Source organism: Nitrosomonas marina (assembly GCF_900110145.1).
Lineage (GTDB): Bacteria > Pseudomonadota > Gammaproteobacteria > Burkholderiales > Nitrosomonadaceae > Nitrosomonas > Nitrosomonas marina.
The window spans coordinates 62,157-79,502 of the sequence record NZ_FOCP01000008.1; the positions used below are offsets into that span (position 1 = coordinate 62,157).

The 17,346-nt window shown below is 48.8% G+C and carries 14 protein-coding genes; 6 read left to right on the plus strand and 8 right to left on the minus strand.

Translation table 11 applies throughout. The features are described from left to right. The first annotated feature begins 140 nt into the window (after window positions 1-140). Window positions 141-1,160, plus strand: a complete 1,020-nt coding sequence (hrcA, locus tag BMX44_RS07360) for a heat-inducible transcriptional repressor HrcA (RefSeq protein WP_090630535.1) — start codon at window positions 141-143, stop codon at window positions 1,158-1,160. A gap of 44 nt (window positions 1,161-1,204) precedes the next feature. Further along, window positions 1,205-2,290: a ferrochelatase gene (hemH, locus tag BMX44_RS07365; protein ID WP_090630538.1), complete on the plus strand. Its 1,086-nt coding sequence runs from the start codon at window positions 1,205-1,207 to the stop codon at window positions 2,288-2,290. A 15-nt stretch (window positions 2,291-2,305) separates the two neighbouring features. Here the strand turns inward: hemH and gshB are convergent, their stop codons facing one another. From gshB to BMX44_RS07380, 3 genes are all read right to left on the minus strand, one after another. Beyond that, window positions 2,306-3,250, minus strand: a complete 945-nt coding sequence (gene gshB, locus BMX44_RS07370) for a glutathione synthase (RefSeq protein WP_090630541.1) — start codon at window positions 3,248-3,250, stop codon at window positions 2,306-2,308. Window positions 3,251-3,279: 29 nt separating this feature from the next. Further along, window positions 3,280-4,554, minus strand: coding sequence for a glutamate--cysteine ligase (gene gshA, locus BMX44_RS07375; RefSeq protein ID WP_090630544.1), 1,275 nt, complete (start codon window positions 4,552-4,554; stop codon window positions 3,280-3,282). 704 nt (window positions 4,555-5,258) lie between these two features. Then, window positions 5,259-6,854, minus strand: coding sequence for a hypothetical protein (locus BMX44_RS07380; protein WP_090630548.1), 1,596 nt, complete (start codon window positions 6,852-6,854; stop codon window positions 5,259-5,261). A gap of 139 nt (window positions 6,855-6,993) precedes the next feature. On the opposite strand from BMX44_RS07380, the gene BMX44_RS07385 reads away from it, so the two are divergent. The 4 genes from BMX44_RS07385 (at window position 6,994) to BMX44_RS07400 (ending at window position 11,327) form a co-directional block, all read left to right on the plus strand. Beyond that, window positions 6,994-7,371 carry a VOC family protein gene (locus BMX44_RS07385; protein WP_090630553.1) on the plus strand — a complete coding sequence of 126 codons (378 nt, stop codon included), beginning with the start codon at window positions 6,994-6,996 and terminating at the stop codon, window positions 7,369-7,371. Further along, window positions 7,358-9,439, plus strand: coding sequence for a TonB-dependent receptor family protein (locus tag BMX44_RS07390; protein WP_090630555.1), 2,082 nt, complete (start codon window positions 7,358-7,360; stop codon window positions 9,437-9,439). Before BMX44_RS07385 ends, BMX44_RS07390 begins: the two co-directional genes overlap by 14 nt. Window positions 9,440-9,530: 91 nt before the next feature. Continuing rightward, entirely contained in the window at window positions 9,531-10,691 is a 1,161-nt protein-coding gene (locus BMX44_RS07395) for a PQQ-dependent sugar dehydrogenase (RefSeq protein ID WP_090630558.1), read from the plus strand. A 12-nt stretch (window positions 10,692-10,703) separates the two neighbouring features. Then, on the plus strand, window positions 10,704-11,327 hold the full coding sequence (locus BMX44_RS07400) for a DUF938 domain-containing protein (protein ID WP_090630561.1): 624 nt from the start codon (window positions 10,704-10,706) through the stop codon (window positions 11,325-11,327). Window positions 11,328-11,543: 216 nt separating this feature from the next. On the opposite strand, the gene BMX44_RS07405 is transcribed toward BMX44_RS07400, so the two are convergent. From BMX44_RS07405 to BMX44_RS07425, 5 genes are all read right to left on the minus strand, one after another. Next, the gene (locus BMX44_RS07405; protein ID WP_090630564.1) at window positions 11,544-13,931 is read right to left on the minus strand and encodes a DNA internalization-related competence protein ComEC/Rec2; all 2,388 of its coding nucleotides are present in this window, start codon (window positions 13,929-13,931) and stop codon (window positions 11,544-11,546) included. 23 nt (window positions 13,932-13,954) lie between these two features. Beyond that, window positions 13,955-15,112, minus strand: a complete 1,158-nt coding sequence (amrS, locus tag BMX44_RS07410; RefSeq protein WP_090630567.1) for an AmmeMemoRadiSam system radical SAM enzyme — start codon at window positions 15,110-15,112, stop codon at window positions 13,955-13,957. Beyond that, window positions 15,105-15,704: an AmmeMemoRadiSam system protein A gene (amrA, locus tag BMX44_RS07415; protein WP_090630785.1), complete on the minus strand. Its 600-nt coding sequence runs from the start codon at window positions 15,702-15,704 to the stop codon at window positions 15,105-15,107. Before amrA ends, amrS begins: the two co-directional genes overlap by 8 nt. Before the next feature lie 22 nt (window positions 15,705-15,726). Next, entirely contained in the window at window positions 15,727-16,524 is a 798-nt protein-coding gene (amrB, locus tag BMX44_RS07420) for an AmmeMemoRadiSam system protein B (RefSeq protein WP_090630570.1), read from the minus strand. A gap of 100 nt (window positions 16,525-16,624) precedes the next feature. Continuing rightward, the gene (locus BMX44_RS07425) at window positions 16,625-17,326 is read right to left on the minus strand and encodes a hypothetical protein (protein WP_090630788.1); all 702 of its coding nucleotides are present in this window, start codon (window positions 17,324-17,326) and stop codon (window positions 16,625-16,627) included. Between the last annotated feature and the right edge of the window lie 20 nt (window positions 17,327-17,346).

Below are 17,346 nucleotides of genomic sequence, written 5' to 3' on the forward strand. Positions count from 1 at the left end.
AAAAGGATGAAAATAATATGCTACGCCCATATATCCTTCATTAAGGAGTTTAGCATTATATGAAAGAATTTATACTAACCCGTCGATATCAAAAACAGACAGAACAATTTAAATTACTCAGATTGTTGTAAAATCAGCATATGCTTAATGAAAGAGCCCAAATACTGCTAAAAACACTGGTAGAGCGATATATTTACGAAGGTCAGCCGGTGGGGTCACGTTCGTTATCCAAATTTTCGGGCCTTGACTTGAGTCCGGCGACCATACGCAACGTCATGGCTGACCTGGAGGAAATGGGGCTGGTCATGAGCCCTCATACATCCGCCGGCCGGATTCCGACCCCCAAAGGCTACCGGCTGTTTATCGATCATCTGCTGGTGATCAAATCACTACGCGAAGACGAGCTGCATCAGCTTGAGAACCAGTTGCACCCTGACAACCCGACTCGTCTGGTCAACGCGGCTTCGCAACTGTTGTCTGAATTGACGCATTTTGCCGGTGTCGTTGTGACGCCAAAGCGCACCGGCGCTGTTTTCCGCTATATCGAGTTTATGGCGTTATCGGAAAAAAGAATTCTGCTGATTATCGTTACGCCCGACGGCGATGTGCAAAACCGCATCATTTTCACCGACACGCCCTACAGTCAGACCGACCTGATTGAGGCCGGCAATTTTATCAATCAACACTATGCCGGCTGCACACTCGACGAAATCCGCAGCCGGGTGCAGACCGAACTGAAACAGCTCAGACAGGACATGACCAAATTGATGAACGCGGCGATAGAAGCCGGCGGCGACGCGGTCAAGGAAAGCAGCGAGGTCGTCGTACTCGCCGGCGAACGCAGGCTGCTCGACACACTGGATGCATCAGAGAGTCTGTCCAGTCTCAAAAAACTGTTTGAATTATTTGAGCGTAAAACAAAACTGCTGCAGCTACTTGAGCTCAGCCGTAACGCACACGGCGTTAAAATTTTTATTGGCGGCGAGTCTGACGTTGCCGCGTTTGACGAATTCAGCGTTATCACGGCGCCATACGAAACGGAAGGCTCGGTTGTCGGCACTGTCGGTGTAATCGGCCCCAGACGTATGGCATACGAGCGCATTATTCCGATTGTCGATGTGACTGCGAAACTGTTGTCCAGCAGTCTGTCAAAACAATAACACTATGCAGCTTTCCGACTCATTTGCACTAAAGGCCTAGAACCATGAGTAATGAACCCCAATTCCAGCATGGCACACCGGGCAAAACAGGCGTGCTCCTGATCAACCTGGGCACACCCGACGCCCCGACCAAAGAGGCGCTGCGCCCCTATCTCCGGGAATTCCTGAGCAATCCGCGTGTTATCGAAGTGCCGCGGCTGATCTGGTGGCCGATTTTATACGGATTCATTCTGCCGTTCAGGCCCAAACAATCGGCAGAAAAATACGCCCTGATCTGGACATCCGAAGGGTCTCCGCTGAAAGTGCATACCGAACGCCAGGCAGCGTTACTGGCCGAAGCGCTGCAGAATTCTGCCAACCCGGCGCCAATGGTTGAATACGCCATGAATATCGGCAACCCATCCGTCACCAGTGTCATCAATAAAATGGTCGATGCCGGTTGCGACCGCATTCTGGTCATTCCGCTGTTTCCACAGTATGCGGCAAGCAGCACCGCCGCTGCCATGGATGCCGTTTTTGCCGCGCTTGGGCCGGTTCGCAATATGCCGGCCATTCGCACCGTCAAGCAATATCATGACCATTCGGGATATATCGCAGCGCTGGCTCAAAACATTCGCGATTACTGGGAACAGCATGGTCAGCCCGACAAACTGATCATCAGCTTTCATGGTGTCCCACGCAGAAACCTGGACAAAGGCGATCCGTATCACTGCTTTTGCCAGAAAACGGGCCGCCTGCTCGCAGAAGCGCTGAATCTTGGCGAAGAGCAGTATCAGGTCTGTTTCCAGTCACGCTTCGGGCGTGCGCAATGGCTGCAGCCTTATACCGCCGAAACACTGGAACAGCTTGGCAAGGCCAACACCCGCCGCGTCGACATCACCTGCCCCGGTTTTGTCTCAGATTGTCTGGAAACACTGGAAGAAATTGCTATCGAAGGCAAGAAAACCTTCACCGAAGCCGGCGGCAAGGAATATCATTACATTCCCTGCCTGAACGAACGTGCTGACTGGATTGATGCCCTGTCCGAAATCGCCAGGTCCAATCTGCAGGGCTGGCTGGAACCGGCGCCGTCTCAGGAGATGCTTGAGCAGTCAAAACAGCGTGCGCTGGCGATGGGGGCTCACAAATAAAAACTGAGGAAATGTTTAATTGTCTTCAACCGCATCGATCATCATCCCCGCAGCGTTAAAACCTGTCTGCTTATAAATTTCCTGAATGCCGGTCGGGCTGGTCACATTGATTTCTGTGAGACAGTCGCCGATGACGTCAAGGCCGACGAGCAGCAAACCCTGCTCGACCAGTTCCGGACCAAGGGTTTCCGCAATTTCTTTGTCGTAATCCGATAACGGTTGCGCCACGCCGGTACCGCCGGTATTGAGATTGCCGCGGGTTTCACCCGGTTTGGGAATGCGCGCCAGTGCGTAGGGCACAGGTTTGCCCGCAATCAGTAAAATACGTTTGTCGCCTTTGACGATCTCCGGTATGAAACGCTGCGCCATAATGGTGCGTGTACCATAGTGGGTCATGGTCTCAAGAATGACATTGACGTTATGGTCCGCGTCATGGATTCGAAAAATACCCGACCCGCCCATACTGTCAAGCGGCTTTAGAATGATGTCGCGATGTTGATGCAGAAACTCCATGATCAGCGGCTCCTGACGCGTGACCAGTGTCGGCGGCATAAACTGCGGAAAACGGGCAATGGCAAGTTTTTCATTGAAATCGCGAATGCTCCGCGGGCTGTTGATCACCCGCGCCCCCTGCCTCTCTGCCAGCTCCAGCAGATAGGTGCTATACAGATATTCCATGTTAAATGGCGGATCCTTGCGCATCAACACGGCGTCAAACGCCTGCATGGGCAGCATGTGCCTGTCACCGTTCCGGTACCAGTCTGTACCGGAACCGGTTGGCTCAGCCAGCGTCAGGCTGCGTGCGTAGCAGACTACAGTATCGTCTTTCCATATCAGATCTTCCTGCTGTATCGTATAAATCTCGTGATTGCGCGAAGCAGCTTCGCGCATCATGGCGTAACTCGAGTCCTTGTAAATTTTAAGGGTTTCAAGCGGGTCCAGAATAAAGGCCAGTTTCATGTCGATGCCGGAATAATTCTCGTGCCGGATCAACCGGCCGTCGGGCGCAGTTCTAGCGCAGCAGCCAGCATGGCCAGCCGCGCGACGACTCCGTAGACATAATATCGCTGTGGCATCAAACCCTGTTGCTGGGTGCCGTTGGGTAACAGGCAGTCCGGTTCAAACGATATCGGCACAAAATGCATCCCGGGCGCATTCAGGTTTTCATCCATGCCTCGACCGGTATGCACGCGGTAAAAACCGCCTACGACATAATGGTCGATCATGTAAATTACCGGCTCTGCAACAGCCTGGTTAATGTTTTCAAAAGTGTAAACCCCTTCCTGTACCAGCACATTGGTCACCTGCATCCCTTCTTTTACAACAGCCATCTTATTGCGCTGTTTGCGGTTCAGCTGATACACTTCTTCACCGTCCTTGACCGTCATGATTCCCATGCCGTAGGTGCCCGAATCGGCTTTGACGATGACAAACGGATCTTCCTTGACACCGTACTCCTTGTATTTCTCACGTATTACGGCAAGAATTTTGTCGGATGATTTGGCCACACAGTCCTCACCCTGTTTTTCCCTGAAATCAATTTTTCCACACGAGGTAAAGTAGGGATTGATCAGCCATGGATCGATTCCGATCAATTCGGCAAATTCATCGGCGACTGTGTTATATGCCTTAAAATGTTCTGATTTTCGTCGTGTCGCCCAGCCTGCACGCAATGGCGGAATAATGGTCTGATTCAGATCCTGAAGTATTTCGGGAATACCGTTTGAAAGATCGTTGTTGAGCAAAACCGCACAGGGATCAAATCCGTCAACACACAAATGATTGTTTTTCCGAACCACCGGCTCGAGCGTGATTGACCGTCCGTCGGGCAGATTGAATACCGTCGCGGACTTGATTTCGGGAATTAATGAACCGATGCGAACGTTCAGCCCGGCATGTTGCATGATCGTCTGTATCGACGCGACATTCTGCAAATAAAACGTGTTACGGGTATGATTCTCGGGAATCAGCAAAATACTGTGCGCATCGGGACAGATTTTCTCTACGGCTGTCATCATGGCCTGCACGCACAACGGGAAAAACTCCGGGTTCAGATTGTTGAAACCGCCTGGAAACAGATTGGTATCAACAGGTGCAAGTTTAAAACCACTGTTACGCAAATCAACCGAACAGTAAACAGGGATGCTGCATTCGCGCCACTTGCCACGCAACCAGTGTTCTATCGATGGTCTGGCTTTGTTAATCCGGTTTTCCAGATCCAGAACAGGTCCGCGCAACGCAGCGGATAAATGAGGTACGGGCATTACTTAGAAGAGTGAGTGTCCATCAAGATACCGTAGTATACATCATGCAGCCCCCGTGTATTCCGGTACTTGACCACATTTTTACTAGCTGCTCTATCCATATGATATTGCAAGATTGCGATAACGCTGAAAGATTCTGATCATACTTAATCTTTGTCACTGCAATTTTCGATTTAAATTCTGGTATCCAAGCTTCCCGAAGTCATTTTAGTTTTCCCATTTCCAACAATCTGGTTCATTGCTTTTTTAACAACATACGACTGTTCAAAAATTTTTATGTAACATGTTAGAATAAATCAGTTTGGTTTGCGTTGTATCTCTTACTCAGTAGAAAATCATCTACAATCCAAGATTTCAGTTAGTCGCCATTAATAAGGTAATAAGGAAAAACAATGAATAACGTAAAACTATTTATCGTTACAATTATTTTTATCGGGTTGTCAGGCTGCATATCCTATACTTCCAAAAAAGAAACGATTACACCAGCCCCGACAAGCGCCCTCGAGACTGATGAATATGTAATAGCTTCAAAATAAGCAGTATAGTTGAAATTAATTTCACTTCACTGTTATATCGACGACCAGATTATTCATACTGCTCTATTACATACACGCAACTGAATAGGTGGTTACTTAAGAAATTGTTTTTGAAAAAAATACCCTGCATTTGCAGGGTATTTTTATTCCAGCTAATGCTTTTTATGCTCAGAAATCAAACGTCCACTCCTCGGTCCAGTCGTCATCCGCATCTTTGAATGCCCCGACATAGTCAACCGCATCAAAAAATGCATCGTTCACCGGTGCGCCACCCAGTGTCAGCGGAGAACCAACCGCTGGCAAATAACCATTCAGCAATGCATCTTCCTGACTGTTGCCGGCCTGTGATGTAAACCAATCGGACACAGCAAATGTAGCGCCGTTTCCATCCAGGAAATTGTTTCCGCAATTCACAAAGGAATTAACCATCGTCAATTCACCCGTCAGGTTACCCGGTGCGCCTGCGTTGATGAATGTCGCTTCGCCATCGATTGAAACACAATCCGGAAAACCACTGATGACTGAATTCCAGATATTTGCGCCGGTCCCGCGACGTAACAGCACACCCTGCGTTGCAACTGGTGCACCGATCATGGTCATGTTGGACAAAACCGGCTTGGCACGAGGTTCGATATCGTTGTTGACTTCATTGTTATCCGCTTCTATACCACGGTCACCGTCATCGTCTGCCTGTTTGATCAGTACAAATTGTGCTTTTCCAGCCCATCCACTACCCCAGTCCAGGCTGTCATCACCGATGCTGGTCAAAACCAGATGCTTCAATCCAACTGTGCCGCCAAACATTTCAACGCCATCATCAAGACCTTCATGCACCTGCACGAAATCGATAACAGTGCCGGACCCCACGCCATTAAGAGTCAAACCGTTCAGCTCTTCATTAGGCCGCACGGCAAAACCGGCAAACAGAATCTGTGTATATTTGACAACACCACTGTTGTCCGCTGGATTGTTGCCGCCAAAGAATTCAGATGTAATTGCTTCAAATGGTATTTCACACAGGTTAACACCCTCATTACAGCCATTTACCGGCGCATTGCCCGAAATTACCAGACCGCCCCATTCACCGGCCGTTTGCTGCAGCGGCCCACTCATAACAATCGGATTGTCCGGTGTACCCTCAGCCATAATTTTTGAACCGCGTCTGATCCAAAGATAATCTGCACCCTGTTGACCAAATATCTGTGTGCCCGGATTGATCGTCAGTGTTGCACTGTTTACGTTATCACCGCCGATAAAAACACCACTCGATACAATCCACTGTATGTTTTTCGTCAATGTTATATTCTCATTGTATTCTCCACTCAAAACGCACGATCCTTCAACAGGACCGGGGGTTGAGAAGCCCGGACAACCTTGAAAACTGTTGCTGACCAGTTGATCCACTGTAAAACGTAACGGATTTGAACCCGGAACAAGCTTGAGCTTGGCGTAGAATTCATTTGCGCCGACAACAACGGAAGGTATGTGCACGGCGGTAGTTGTCGAATCAAATACCACGCGCTGTTGACCTTTGGCCGCCGGTATCGACTGTGCGGCAACTAACTGCAATCCATCATCGCCGAGTTGCAGCTGTGCACTGTAAAAATCGGACGATGCCCCGTTTAAAACCTCTACGACGGGCATATCGACAATACCCGTTGCCGGGTCAAATGTCGCTGTAGCGAAACTGCTTGTTGAGAACGCGCCTAGCATAACCGCCGACAGTATTGTTAAATTACAATGTTTATAGTTTGACCTTAGCATTCTTTTCTCCAATTTTATGTATGCTGTTAACCTCGGTTTGGGGACTTTACCAAGCCAATATGACAGGAGTGTTACATGGCGGCGAATGATTCACATTTTGAACACGGTCATATAGTCAACACAAAAAGGAGGTAGTGTTATGCCTATTACATTGAATCACACAATCATCCCTGCGCACGACAAAGAAAGTAGCGCACAATTCTATGCGCGTATCTTCGGATTTGAATGTATCGGCGCTTTTGCTTCGTTCCAGGTTGTTCGTGTGAACGTCACGTTATGCCTTGATTTTGCCAATCGTGACACATTCGAACCACATCACTATGCTTTCAAGGTATCCGAAGAAGAATTCGACCAGATCTTCGAACGCATCGAGGCTGAAAAAATTGCATACGGCAGCGGGCCTTTCGAACCTGACAACATGCGCATTAATCACAATTATGGTGGCAGAGGCGTCTATTTCAAAGACGAAAACGGGCATCTGCTCGAAATGTTGACGACTGATTATGAAATGGAATAGCCGCGCCGTAGCGACAAAATCAAGCAGGTTTTTTGCATTATTTCTGACGGCGTTACCGGTTTTTGCGCAAGTGCAGGAAAATCAACAGACAATCATGCTTGCCCCCGTCAATGTAACGGCCACGCGCAGCGAACGTTCGAACCTGGAAATCCCACACGCGATTTCACAGTTTGACCGCTATCCACAGCAGCATTATCAGCCCGGTGTAACAATTGATGAGTTTGCACGCAGCACACCCGGTGTTTTTTTTCAGAACCAAAGCAATTTTGCCCAGGATTTGCGCATTTCGATCCGCGGTTTTGGTGCACGTTCAGCATTCGGTGTGCGTGGCATTCAGATGTACGTTGACGGAATCCCGCAAACATTGCCCGACGGCCAGACACAGCTTGACTCGATCGATTCGTCACTGATCGACCGTATGGAAATTGTTCGCGGTCCGATGGCGTCGCTGTATGGCAATGCCTCCGGCGGCCTGATCGGCATATCGACACGCAAAGCGCCGCAGGAACGTTTTATGGCTTCACCACGGCAGGTATTCGGTCAGTACGGTTTGTTTAAATCCGAATTGTTTGCAGGAGGAAGTTACGATCAGTTTGATTACACCCTGTTCGGTTCCCACCTGCAGCAGAACGGCTGGCGCGAACACAGCAATGTGCAGAACTATTTCTCTCAAGCCAGGATGAATTTCAAAGTCGGTAACGATTCGGATCTGATGCTGATATTCCGAAAATTTTATTCGCCTGAATCCAAGGACCCGGGCGGCCTGACACTTGAACAGGCGCGTAACGACCCAAGCCGGGCGTCTTCCAGAAACATACAGTTCGATGCTGGTGAAGAAGTAAACCAGGAGCAAATGGGCATACGTTTTCGCAAAAAACCGACTGCAAATCAGGAACTGTCTGTGACAGCGCACATGCTGCACCGTGATTTTCGTAATCGTCTGCCTTTCTTTGACGGCGGTCAGGTTCGGTTTGACCGGCTGGTCGGCGGTATTGCACTGCAATATCGGCATGATCACCGATTGTTCGACCGTCCCAACCGTCTGATTATCGGCGTTGATTACGGTATCCAAAATGATGATCGTCAGCGGTTCGATAACAATGATGGCAAACGTGGCGCATTGACACTGAACCAGATTGAGCGCGTACAGAATGTGGGACCTTTTTTGCGCAATGAATGGCGCATGCATGACAAGCTTGATCTCGTTATTGGGGGACGCTGGGACTGGCTGCATTTTCAAGCCAAGGACACATATCTGTCGGATGGCGACCAGAGCGGCGACAAGACATTTTCCCAGGGCAGCGGCACCGCAGGGCTGGTATATCATCTGAATCAAAAACATCAAATTTATACCAACATTGCTACAATCTTTGAGACGCCAACATCCACAGAACTCATCAACAACCCAACCGGGCGCGGCGGGTTTAATACAGGGTTGAAACCACAGACGTCGCTCAGCCAGGAATTGGGTATGCGCGGCCTGATAAGGGGATTTCAGTACGAATCCGCATTGTTCTATATTTATTCATGGGATGAAATACTTCCGTTTGAGTTACCCGAGGCACCGGGACGCGCTTTTTTTCGCAATGCAGGCGAATCCAGCCGGCTGGGTGTGGAAACACGAGTGGCAACACCTGAATGGCACGGATTGCGCGGCGAGGCCAGTTATTCTTACTCTGATTTCAGATTTGAGAAATATACTATCGACAACGCTGATCTGAAGAACAATGCGTTTCCAGGAATACCCGAGCACCGCTGGGAAGGCCTTCTGCGTTATGCGCATCCGTTTGGATTTTACGGCCAGTTCCATGTACAGCATGTAGGAACATTTTTCGTCGACGATTCCAACTCGATCACCAACAATGCCTATACCCTGGGCCAACTACTGTTTGGCTGGGAGAAACGTTTCAGCTGGCTCGAAGGTGGTATTTTCGCAGGGATCAACAATCTGTTTGATGAACGTTATAATGCCAATACCCGTATCAATGCAGCTTTTGGACGTTATTTTGAGCCAGGGGCGCCCATTAACATATTTGGTGGTATCAGGATACGTATTACACCATTCTGACCAACTTCATGGATTGAACAATTCAGCTATTGAGACAGTCACATAACGATGATACATTGCTGTCAATACTTCAAAAACCCGAGGAGAAAAGATGACTTATCTATTTTCGTTGAATACTCATCTTTATAAAATATTTACTGGTTTAGTGTTGATCCTGCTGTGCGGCTCGCTGTTGGCGCCCACGGCAAACGCTCAACGTATTCAAACGGCATTTGATGTCAAACTGCTCGCGCGAGGACTCAATCACCCATGGGGAATGGCTTTTCTACCCGATGGCAGTATGCTGGTTACAGAACGTATTGGCCGGCTGCGTATCGTTACACCTGACGGCCGCATATCCGAACCTGTAGATAATGTACCCAGGGTCTATCACGAAAAACAGGGCGGCCTGCTCGACGTTGCACTTGATCCTGATTTTGCTGCCAATCAGTTGATATATCTGTCTTATGCCGAGCCCGTCAGTACATCCGACGGCACTATTGCCAGCACCGCAGTGGCACGGGCAGAACTGGACGGCAACAGCTTGAAAAACCTCAAAGTCATATTCCGTCAGGACCCCAAAACCCACGGTGGCCAGCATTTCGGTTCGCGCCTGGTATTTGCGCCAGACGGCAACCTGTTTATCACGCTTGGTGATCGTGGCAATCATATGGAAGAAGCGCAAAATATCGACAATCATATCGGTGTCATTATTCGCATCCGGCCAGACGGCTCTGTACCTGAAGACAATCCGTTTGTAAAAGACAGTAAGGCGAAACCGGAAATCTGGTCGTATGGTCACCGCAGCGTACAGGGCGCTGCGATACATCCCGAAACTGGCCAATTATGGATCCATGAGCATGGTCCGCGTGGCGGTGACGAAATCAACATTCCCAAGCCTGGAAAAAATTATGGCTGGCCAAACGCCAGTTATGGCATGCATTACTCAATGATACCGATCAAAGACGAGCATGCTGAACAGGGCTATGAAGAGCCGATTTATTTCTGGACACCATCGGTTGCGCCTTCCGGCATGCTGTTCTATACAGGCAGTCTGTTTCCAGGTTGGCGGAACAGTCTTTTTGTCGGCACACTTGCTGGTCAGCATCTGATACGATTGTCGGTCAGCAAAAACAGAGTACTGGGCGAAGACCAGTTGCTTAAAAATACACTACGCTATCGTGACGTGGAACAAGGCCCTGATGGCGCTATTTATCTGTTGACCGATGAAGATGACGGCAAGATTCTGAAACTGGTACCATCGCAAGAATAATTGTTTCAAACGATGCAAGCCGCATATTCTGAAGCGGCGGAGCGTAACAAGTGGCCAATTCTGGAAAAACTGCATACATTGCTGGCCTCTAGTAAATCCGTGTTGGAAGTCGGCAGCGGTACCGGTCAGCATGCGGTTTACTTCGCATCCGCCCTCCCTTATCTGATCTGGCAACCTTCCGAGCTGCCAGACAAATTACCTATGCTGTCAAACCGCTGCCTGCATCACCCGGCAGAAAATCTGGTCAGACCCATTGCGCTGGATATCGATAACGATCATAACTGGATTGCTATTCAGGCTGACGCTGTATTTACTGCCAATACCCTGCATATCATCCACTGGCCACAGGTTTGCAAACTATTTATACGGGTAGGCAGGCTGCTGCCTGCAAATGGTTTATTCTGCACCTACGGCCCGTTCAATACAGACGGTCGCTACACCAGCGAAAGTAATGCACAATTTGACAATTGGCTGAAAAACCGTGACGTCAACAGCGGAATTCGCGATATTTATGACTTGCAGTACTCGGCTGAACAGAATAGTCTAAGATTACAGGAAAACTTTGAAATGCCGGCCAATAATCGCTTGCTTGCCTGGCGCAAGTTGGCAAACGAAGCGGTTAAACCGACACTGTAATACCTTTCTATTCAAAGATTTCTGCTGTAAGGCGTTGTCACATGTATCGGCAAGCCGGTATGGTCGCTACAAAAAACATACCTCGGCACAGACAGCGAATGACACCCGGAAGATATTGATTCCGTATATTCAAATTTGTTCTCTTCAAATCAGAGAACCAATGCTGATATGTTCAACCGTTCACCCGGCACAATTTTGCCAGAACTAGCTGGTACACTAAAATTTTTGCTGCCAGTAACGCGGACGCAACTGCCGCCAGCTACCAACGAAAAACCCTTTTTGTTCGAAACGGATTAATATCGCACCGTGCCGGTCGCTACGCAACTGCATACTCCCTTGCGCACGGTAGCGCTCTAAAATATCATCTCTTGGATGACCAAAACGATTACGATAACCAACAGTAAAAATGGTAACCGCCGGATTGACCTGATTCACAAAGGCCACGCTTGAGGAAGTCAGGCTGCCGTGATGCGGCGCTATCAGAACTGTCGATGGTAATTTGCCATCGTTAGCGTCAATCAGTTTTTGTTCAGCTGCGCGGCCGATATCGGCCGGTATGAGTATACTGCCGGTCGCAGTCGTTATTTTCAGCACACAACTGCTTTCATTGGTCTTCCGGGCTGGATCGGTATAAATATCGTGATCCGGATACAAAATTTCGAAAGCGACACCGTCCCAATTCCAGAACTCCCCGCGGACACACAACGCACTATCACTGGCTGCCTGAGAAACCGGATGATTGGTATCCATTGACGAATACAACATTTTGACATCCAGAGTATTAAGTACCGATAACGCGCCGCCACTATGGTCAGAATCGGCGTGCGATATTATCATGCGATCCAGAATACCGATTCCCTGTGCGCGCAGAAACGGTATCACGGTACGGTCGCCACTGTCACTCACAGCATATGCCGGACCGCTGTCAAACAGCAGCGTATGGTGCTGTGTTTGTGCCACTACCGCCAGCCCCTGTCCGACATCGAGAACCGTCAACCAGAGCGCGCCCTCCGATGGTCTTGGCGGCAGCACCAGAAACAGTGGCAGCAATGCGACCACGCCGAGCCAGCGTCCCGGAAATCCCGTAAAGAAGTGCAATCCCAGACTGCCAGGCAGCAGCAGCCAGATGATACCCAGTACAGCAACAGCTATCGTCCACATGGGCGGGACATGTTGTTGCCAGACCGGCTGCGATAATTCATTCAGGCCCTGAAGAAACACCATCACGATACTTAAAATACCGTGCGCCAATGGCAACATAAATTCAAACGGAGGCAGAAGGGACAGAAGCGTAAGCGGCACGACACACAGGCTGACCAGCGGAATTGCCACCGCATTGGCGACAGGTGATACTATCGATACCTGCTGAAACAATGCCAACAGCAATGGAACCAGCCCCAAGGTTATCGCCCATTGTACGCGCACCCAGCTGACAAACCAATGCGTGGAGCCAATACGCCCTGCCGTTACCAACATGATAATCCCGATTGCACCAAATGACAGCCAGAATCCGGCCGACAACACCGCCCAGGGATCAATAACAACAACCAGCAGTAGCGCCCAAGCCAATACCATCGCAGGGGCTGCCATACGACCGTACCAGATTACTGCAGCCATCACTGCCAACATAAAAAATGCGCGTTGCGCAGGAATCGCAAAACCAGAGAGCACTGCATATATACACGCAGCTATCAATCCTGCCGCAACAGCCGCCCGATGCGCAGGCAAGTACGATAACAAGCGCGCACTTTGTCGCCACAACCTTGAAACCAGAAAATAAACCATGCTGGCAACAAGCGTAATGTGCAATCCGGATATAGCCATTAAATGATTGGTTCCGGTACGCGTAAAAACCTGCCACTGATCGGTGGGTATTGCACGCTGATCCCCGGTTGCCAGAGTCATTAGAATGCCTGCATAGCGTTGACCGTCAAGTACTGCATCAAACCGTTGCTGAATTTGTTGACGCCAGGCTTCAACCCAATATGCCGGTTTATTTACCCGTGCCGCTAACAATGAGTTGTCCGATGCTGAACGAACATAGCCCACAGCACGAATGTTACGTTCCAGTGCCCAGGCTTCATAATCAAAACCATGGGGATTGGCGTGACTGTGTGGCCGCTTGAGACGCACCGTTATCTGCCAGCGCTCACCGGCATGTAAAACCGGTAAACTATGACGTATTTCATTCTGCTTGCGCTCCAGGTACCAGGCCAGTGATACGCGCTGAGGAACATGCGCATCAGGCGTCCGCACCTGCTCGACTTCGAATTGAAATCGAACGCTGTTACTACTGTATTGCGGCAGACTCGAAATCACACCGACTACCTGAATATCTTGACCTTCCCACGCTTTAGGCAGCGTATCAGCCAACCGCCAGTGCGCCATAGCGGCTGCCCAGAAATAACCAGCACCAAACAGAAGCAATAAAAACAAAATTCGGCTGACTGTTTGCAAAATGGTTTTCTGGTTTCGCCAGCAAAACACACAAGCTGTCAGTAACAGCGGCAGCACCAAAGCTTCATACGTTCCAGGTAATTCAGCTTGCCATTGCAGCAGGCTGACACCTGTGACAAATAACAGAATACCAAGCCGTATCGGCACTGGCTGAGTACTTGTTACAGCTGTTAGCTAGAAATAAGCGACTTGTGCTGCACGTCGTTATTCGCTTGGGACTGGGACCGGGAACGAATTCTGGAATGTATATCGACTGGAATGCGATTTAGCCCAAAACTGCCGCTAAAGTGTTCAAAGTTACCAGCAATCTGTTCACCGCATTGTGAACAGCACCCATGTTCGTTTAGGTGATAATGTTCAATCTCATACCAGTCACGTACAATTATTTCGCTGCCACAAGATGGACAAAACGTCGTATCGCCCTCACGGTAATGCACGTTTCCTGTATAAACATAGTGTAAACCTGCATCAAGTGCAATCTGACGCGCCTGAATCAATGTTGAAACCGGCGTGGATGGAGTCGCAGTCATTTTATAATCCGGGTGAAACGCACTGAAGTGCAAGGGCACATCACTGCCAAGCTCCCTGACTATCCAGGTACACATGGCCTCGACTTCGCTCGCCGAGTCGTTTAGTTTGGGTATCAATAATGTTGTCAGCTCAAACCAGACTTCAGTTTCTTGTTTCAGATATTTTAAGGTATCAAGCACAGGCTGCAGATGTGCGCCAGTCTGTTTGACATAAAATTCTTCGGTAAACGCTTTCAGGTCGATATTCGCAGCATCCATTCTGGCAAAAAATTCGCGACGAGGGTCCGCATGGATATAACCCGCCGTTACTGCAACCGCTTTAATTCCTTTTGCATGACAGGCATCCGCCACATCCATCGCATATTCCGCAAAAATCACTGGATCGTTGTAAGTAAATGCGATGCTTTTACAGCCAAGCGCAGCTGCCACATCAGCAATTTCCTCCGGAGCTGCCTGAGCTGCAAGCTTGTCAAAACTGCGCGATTTGGAGATATCCCAGTTCTGACAGAATTTACATGCCAGATTGCACCCCGCTGTGCCGAATGACAGTACACTGCTGCCCGGATAAAAATGATTAAGTGGTTTTTTTTCTATTGGGTCTATACAAAAACCTGAGGATCGTCCATAAGTAGTCAGCACCATGGCGTTTCCACTCCGGCCCCGTACAAAACACGCACCACGCTGACCTTCGTGCAATTTACAGTCACGCGGACACAAATCACACTGTATACGGCCATCTTCCAGAAAATGCCAGTATTTTGCCGGATATCGTGCTTCGGCATTAATCGGTTCATCCATCGCTTCTTTCCTCTACAAAATCTGTTTCGCGCCATTTTTGAACGGTATACCGCGATAAACAGATCGTATCATCCCAAAAATCGGCATCTATTCCAGCTTTGAGTTTTAACTGTGCCAGAAATTCACCCGGTTGCAGCAGATTTTCCCAGACTTGCGGTAAAAAAGTGCTTCGATGTGCGCCGAAAGACAGCATTACACCGTCAATACCGGGGCGCAATTGCGATAAAGCATCTTTTTCGCTGTAAAACGAGAGTGGATGTAATTCAGACAGCAACGAAACTTCCACGATGATTGATGCAAATTCACATGTTGTCACAGGTAAAAACCGGTTGTCATAGAACGCGGCTGCAACGGCATTACTGCGTACATTCTCAAATAGTGGCTGGCAGGCCTGCAAAGAGCCGATACAACCACGCAAACGTTGTTGTTGCGTCAATGTAATGAAAGTCGCGCCTGGTTCCATCAACCATTCAGCCGTTGTGTCAAAAACAACAGTATCCGTGGTGTCAATCTGCAGCGCATTTGAAATTGCTGCACGAGCTAATGACAGCAGCACCTGACCCTGATCGCTATGATTTGAATTCGAATACATTCTGTTCAGTTTTCCGTCAATTTTAACAAAACGCAATCGCCGCATAACCTACTACCTGCTCACGTGAACCGGCAGTATCACCCGAATTACGCAAATCAAGCAGATGTGGTTTTAAATGGCGCCTACGGGCAACCGCAATCAAGCCATTCACAGGCGTAGCACCACAGGCCTGCTCATGTGAGATCGGTTGCCTCAGTTGTAAAATCGATTGTACGGTCGTTTTATCCACTTTTTGCGCCACTGGATACGGTAAATAGTGCGAAAGATCCGAACTGACTATGATCAACGTCTCGTCGTTATCCCAAACTTTATCAAGCACTTCGGCAACATCTTCAGCGGAAGCCACTCCAACGGCAAGAGGCAGTAATTTAAACTCTTTAAGCACTTGTTGCAGAAATGGTAATTGCACTTCAAGCGAGTGCTCAAGCAAATGCGCATCGGTACTGATGATCACCTGTGAAAAATCCGAAATGGCCCGGACCGATTCAGTATCTACTTGTACGGACCCTAATGGCGTATCAAAGCACGCTACCCCGGGTAATGCCAGGCCATGCAACACTACACGGTGGGATGGACCCAGCAACACAACACGTTTAATCGATTCAGCCACGGCAAGTAATGTTCGGTAAGCTGTTGCTGCAATTGCTCCAGAATAGACATAGCCAGCGTGCGGCACAATCAATGCTTTTGGTGTCAGATCATATTGCCGGGCGCTGTCTATCAATACCCGTATATCCTGAGATAACCTGTGCGCATCATCTGGGTAAAAAAGGCCGGCCACAGCTGGCTTGCGAATTGGGTTAGAGCGTATACTTGTCATATAGCAACTTATCAATCTAACATAATTACTACATAAGGGTTCATCGGACAGAATCAAGTAAGCCAGCTACCAGGATAATTCTGGTATCACCTGCTTCTGGTCATAACGCTTTGGTATGCGACCGTTTATCCTGATGCCTCAAGTACAATCCATAACGTGCCAGTGCTGATTCAAAATGCACAAATTCACCGGCGGTTTGCTTATTTTCCTTCCATAATCTCTGTAACCGGGTTACGGCTTCTAAATCAGCATTAGCATCAGCAGACAAATATCCAAGTTTCCTTGCTGCACGCAAGGCCAATGGCGACAAAGGTGGCATGGCTTTGCACCAGCGCCCGCGCAACTCACGTAAAAAAATTTGCGATGTAACCTTACCGATACCCTTTCCCAGTGCCATGATACGTTCTTCAAGATTCCGCGGGCCTGTTGCCAACTGATGTAATCGATTTAAATCACCGGCATATTCATTTAGTAACGTAAAGTTAACGGACAGTAATTTTGTTGCTGTTTTAAAGTCGTAACGACCGTATCCGCCTTTGTCCAACAGGTCAACCAAACCATCCCAGCCTGTAGCAAGCACGCTTACGGGGGACGTAACCTGATGACTGTTAAACACCTGCCATGTGTTTGTAGCTATTTTCTCGGATATACGCGCTCCATATAAAAGGGCGGCAAGAAACCATTTGTATATTTCACTGGAATCAAGATCGTCGAGAACGATGCCCAGTACAAATGCATAACTGCCGCCCTGCTCTGCCACAAAATCATCGGGATTCCTGGTGTAATGTCGCTCAGTTTGCATACTTGCAATACTAAGTCTGT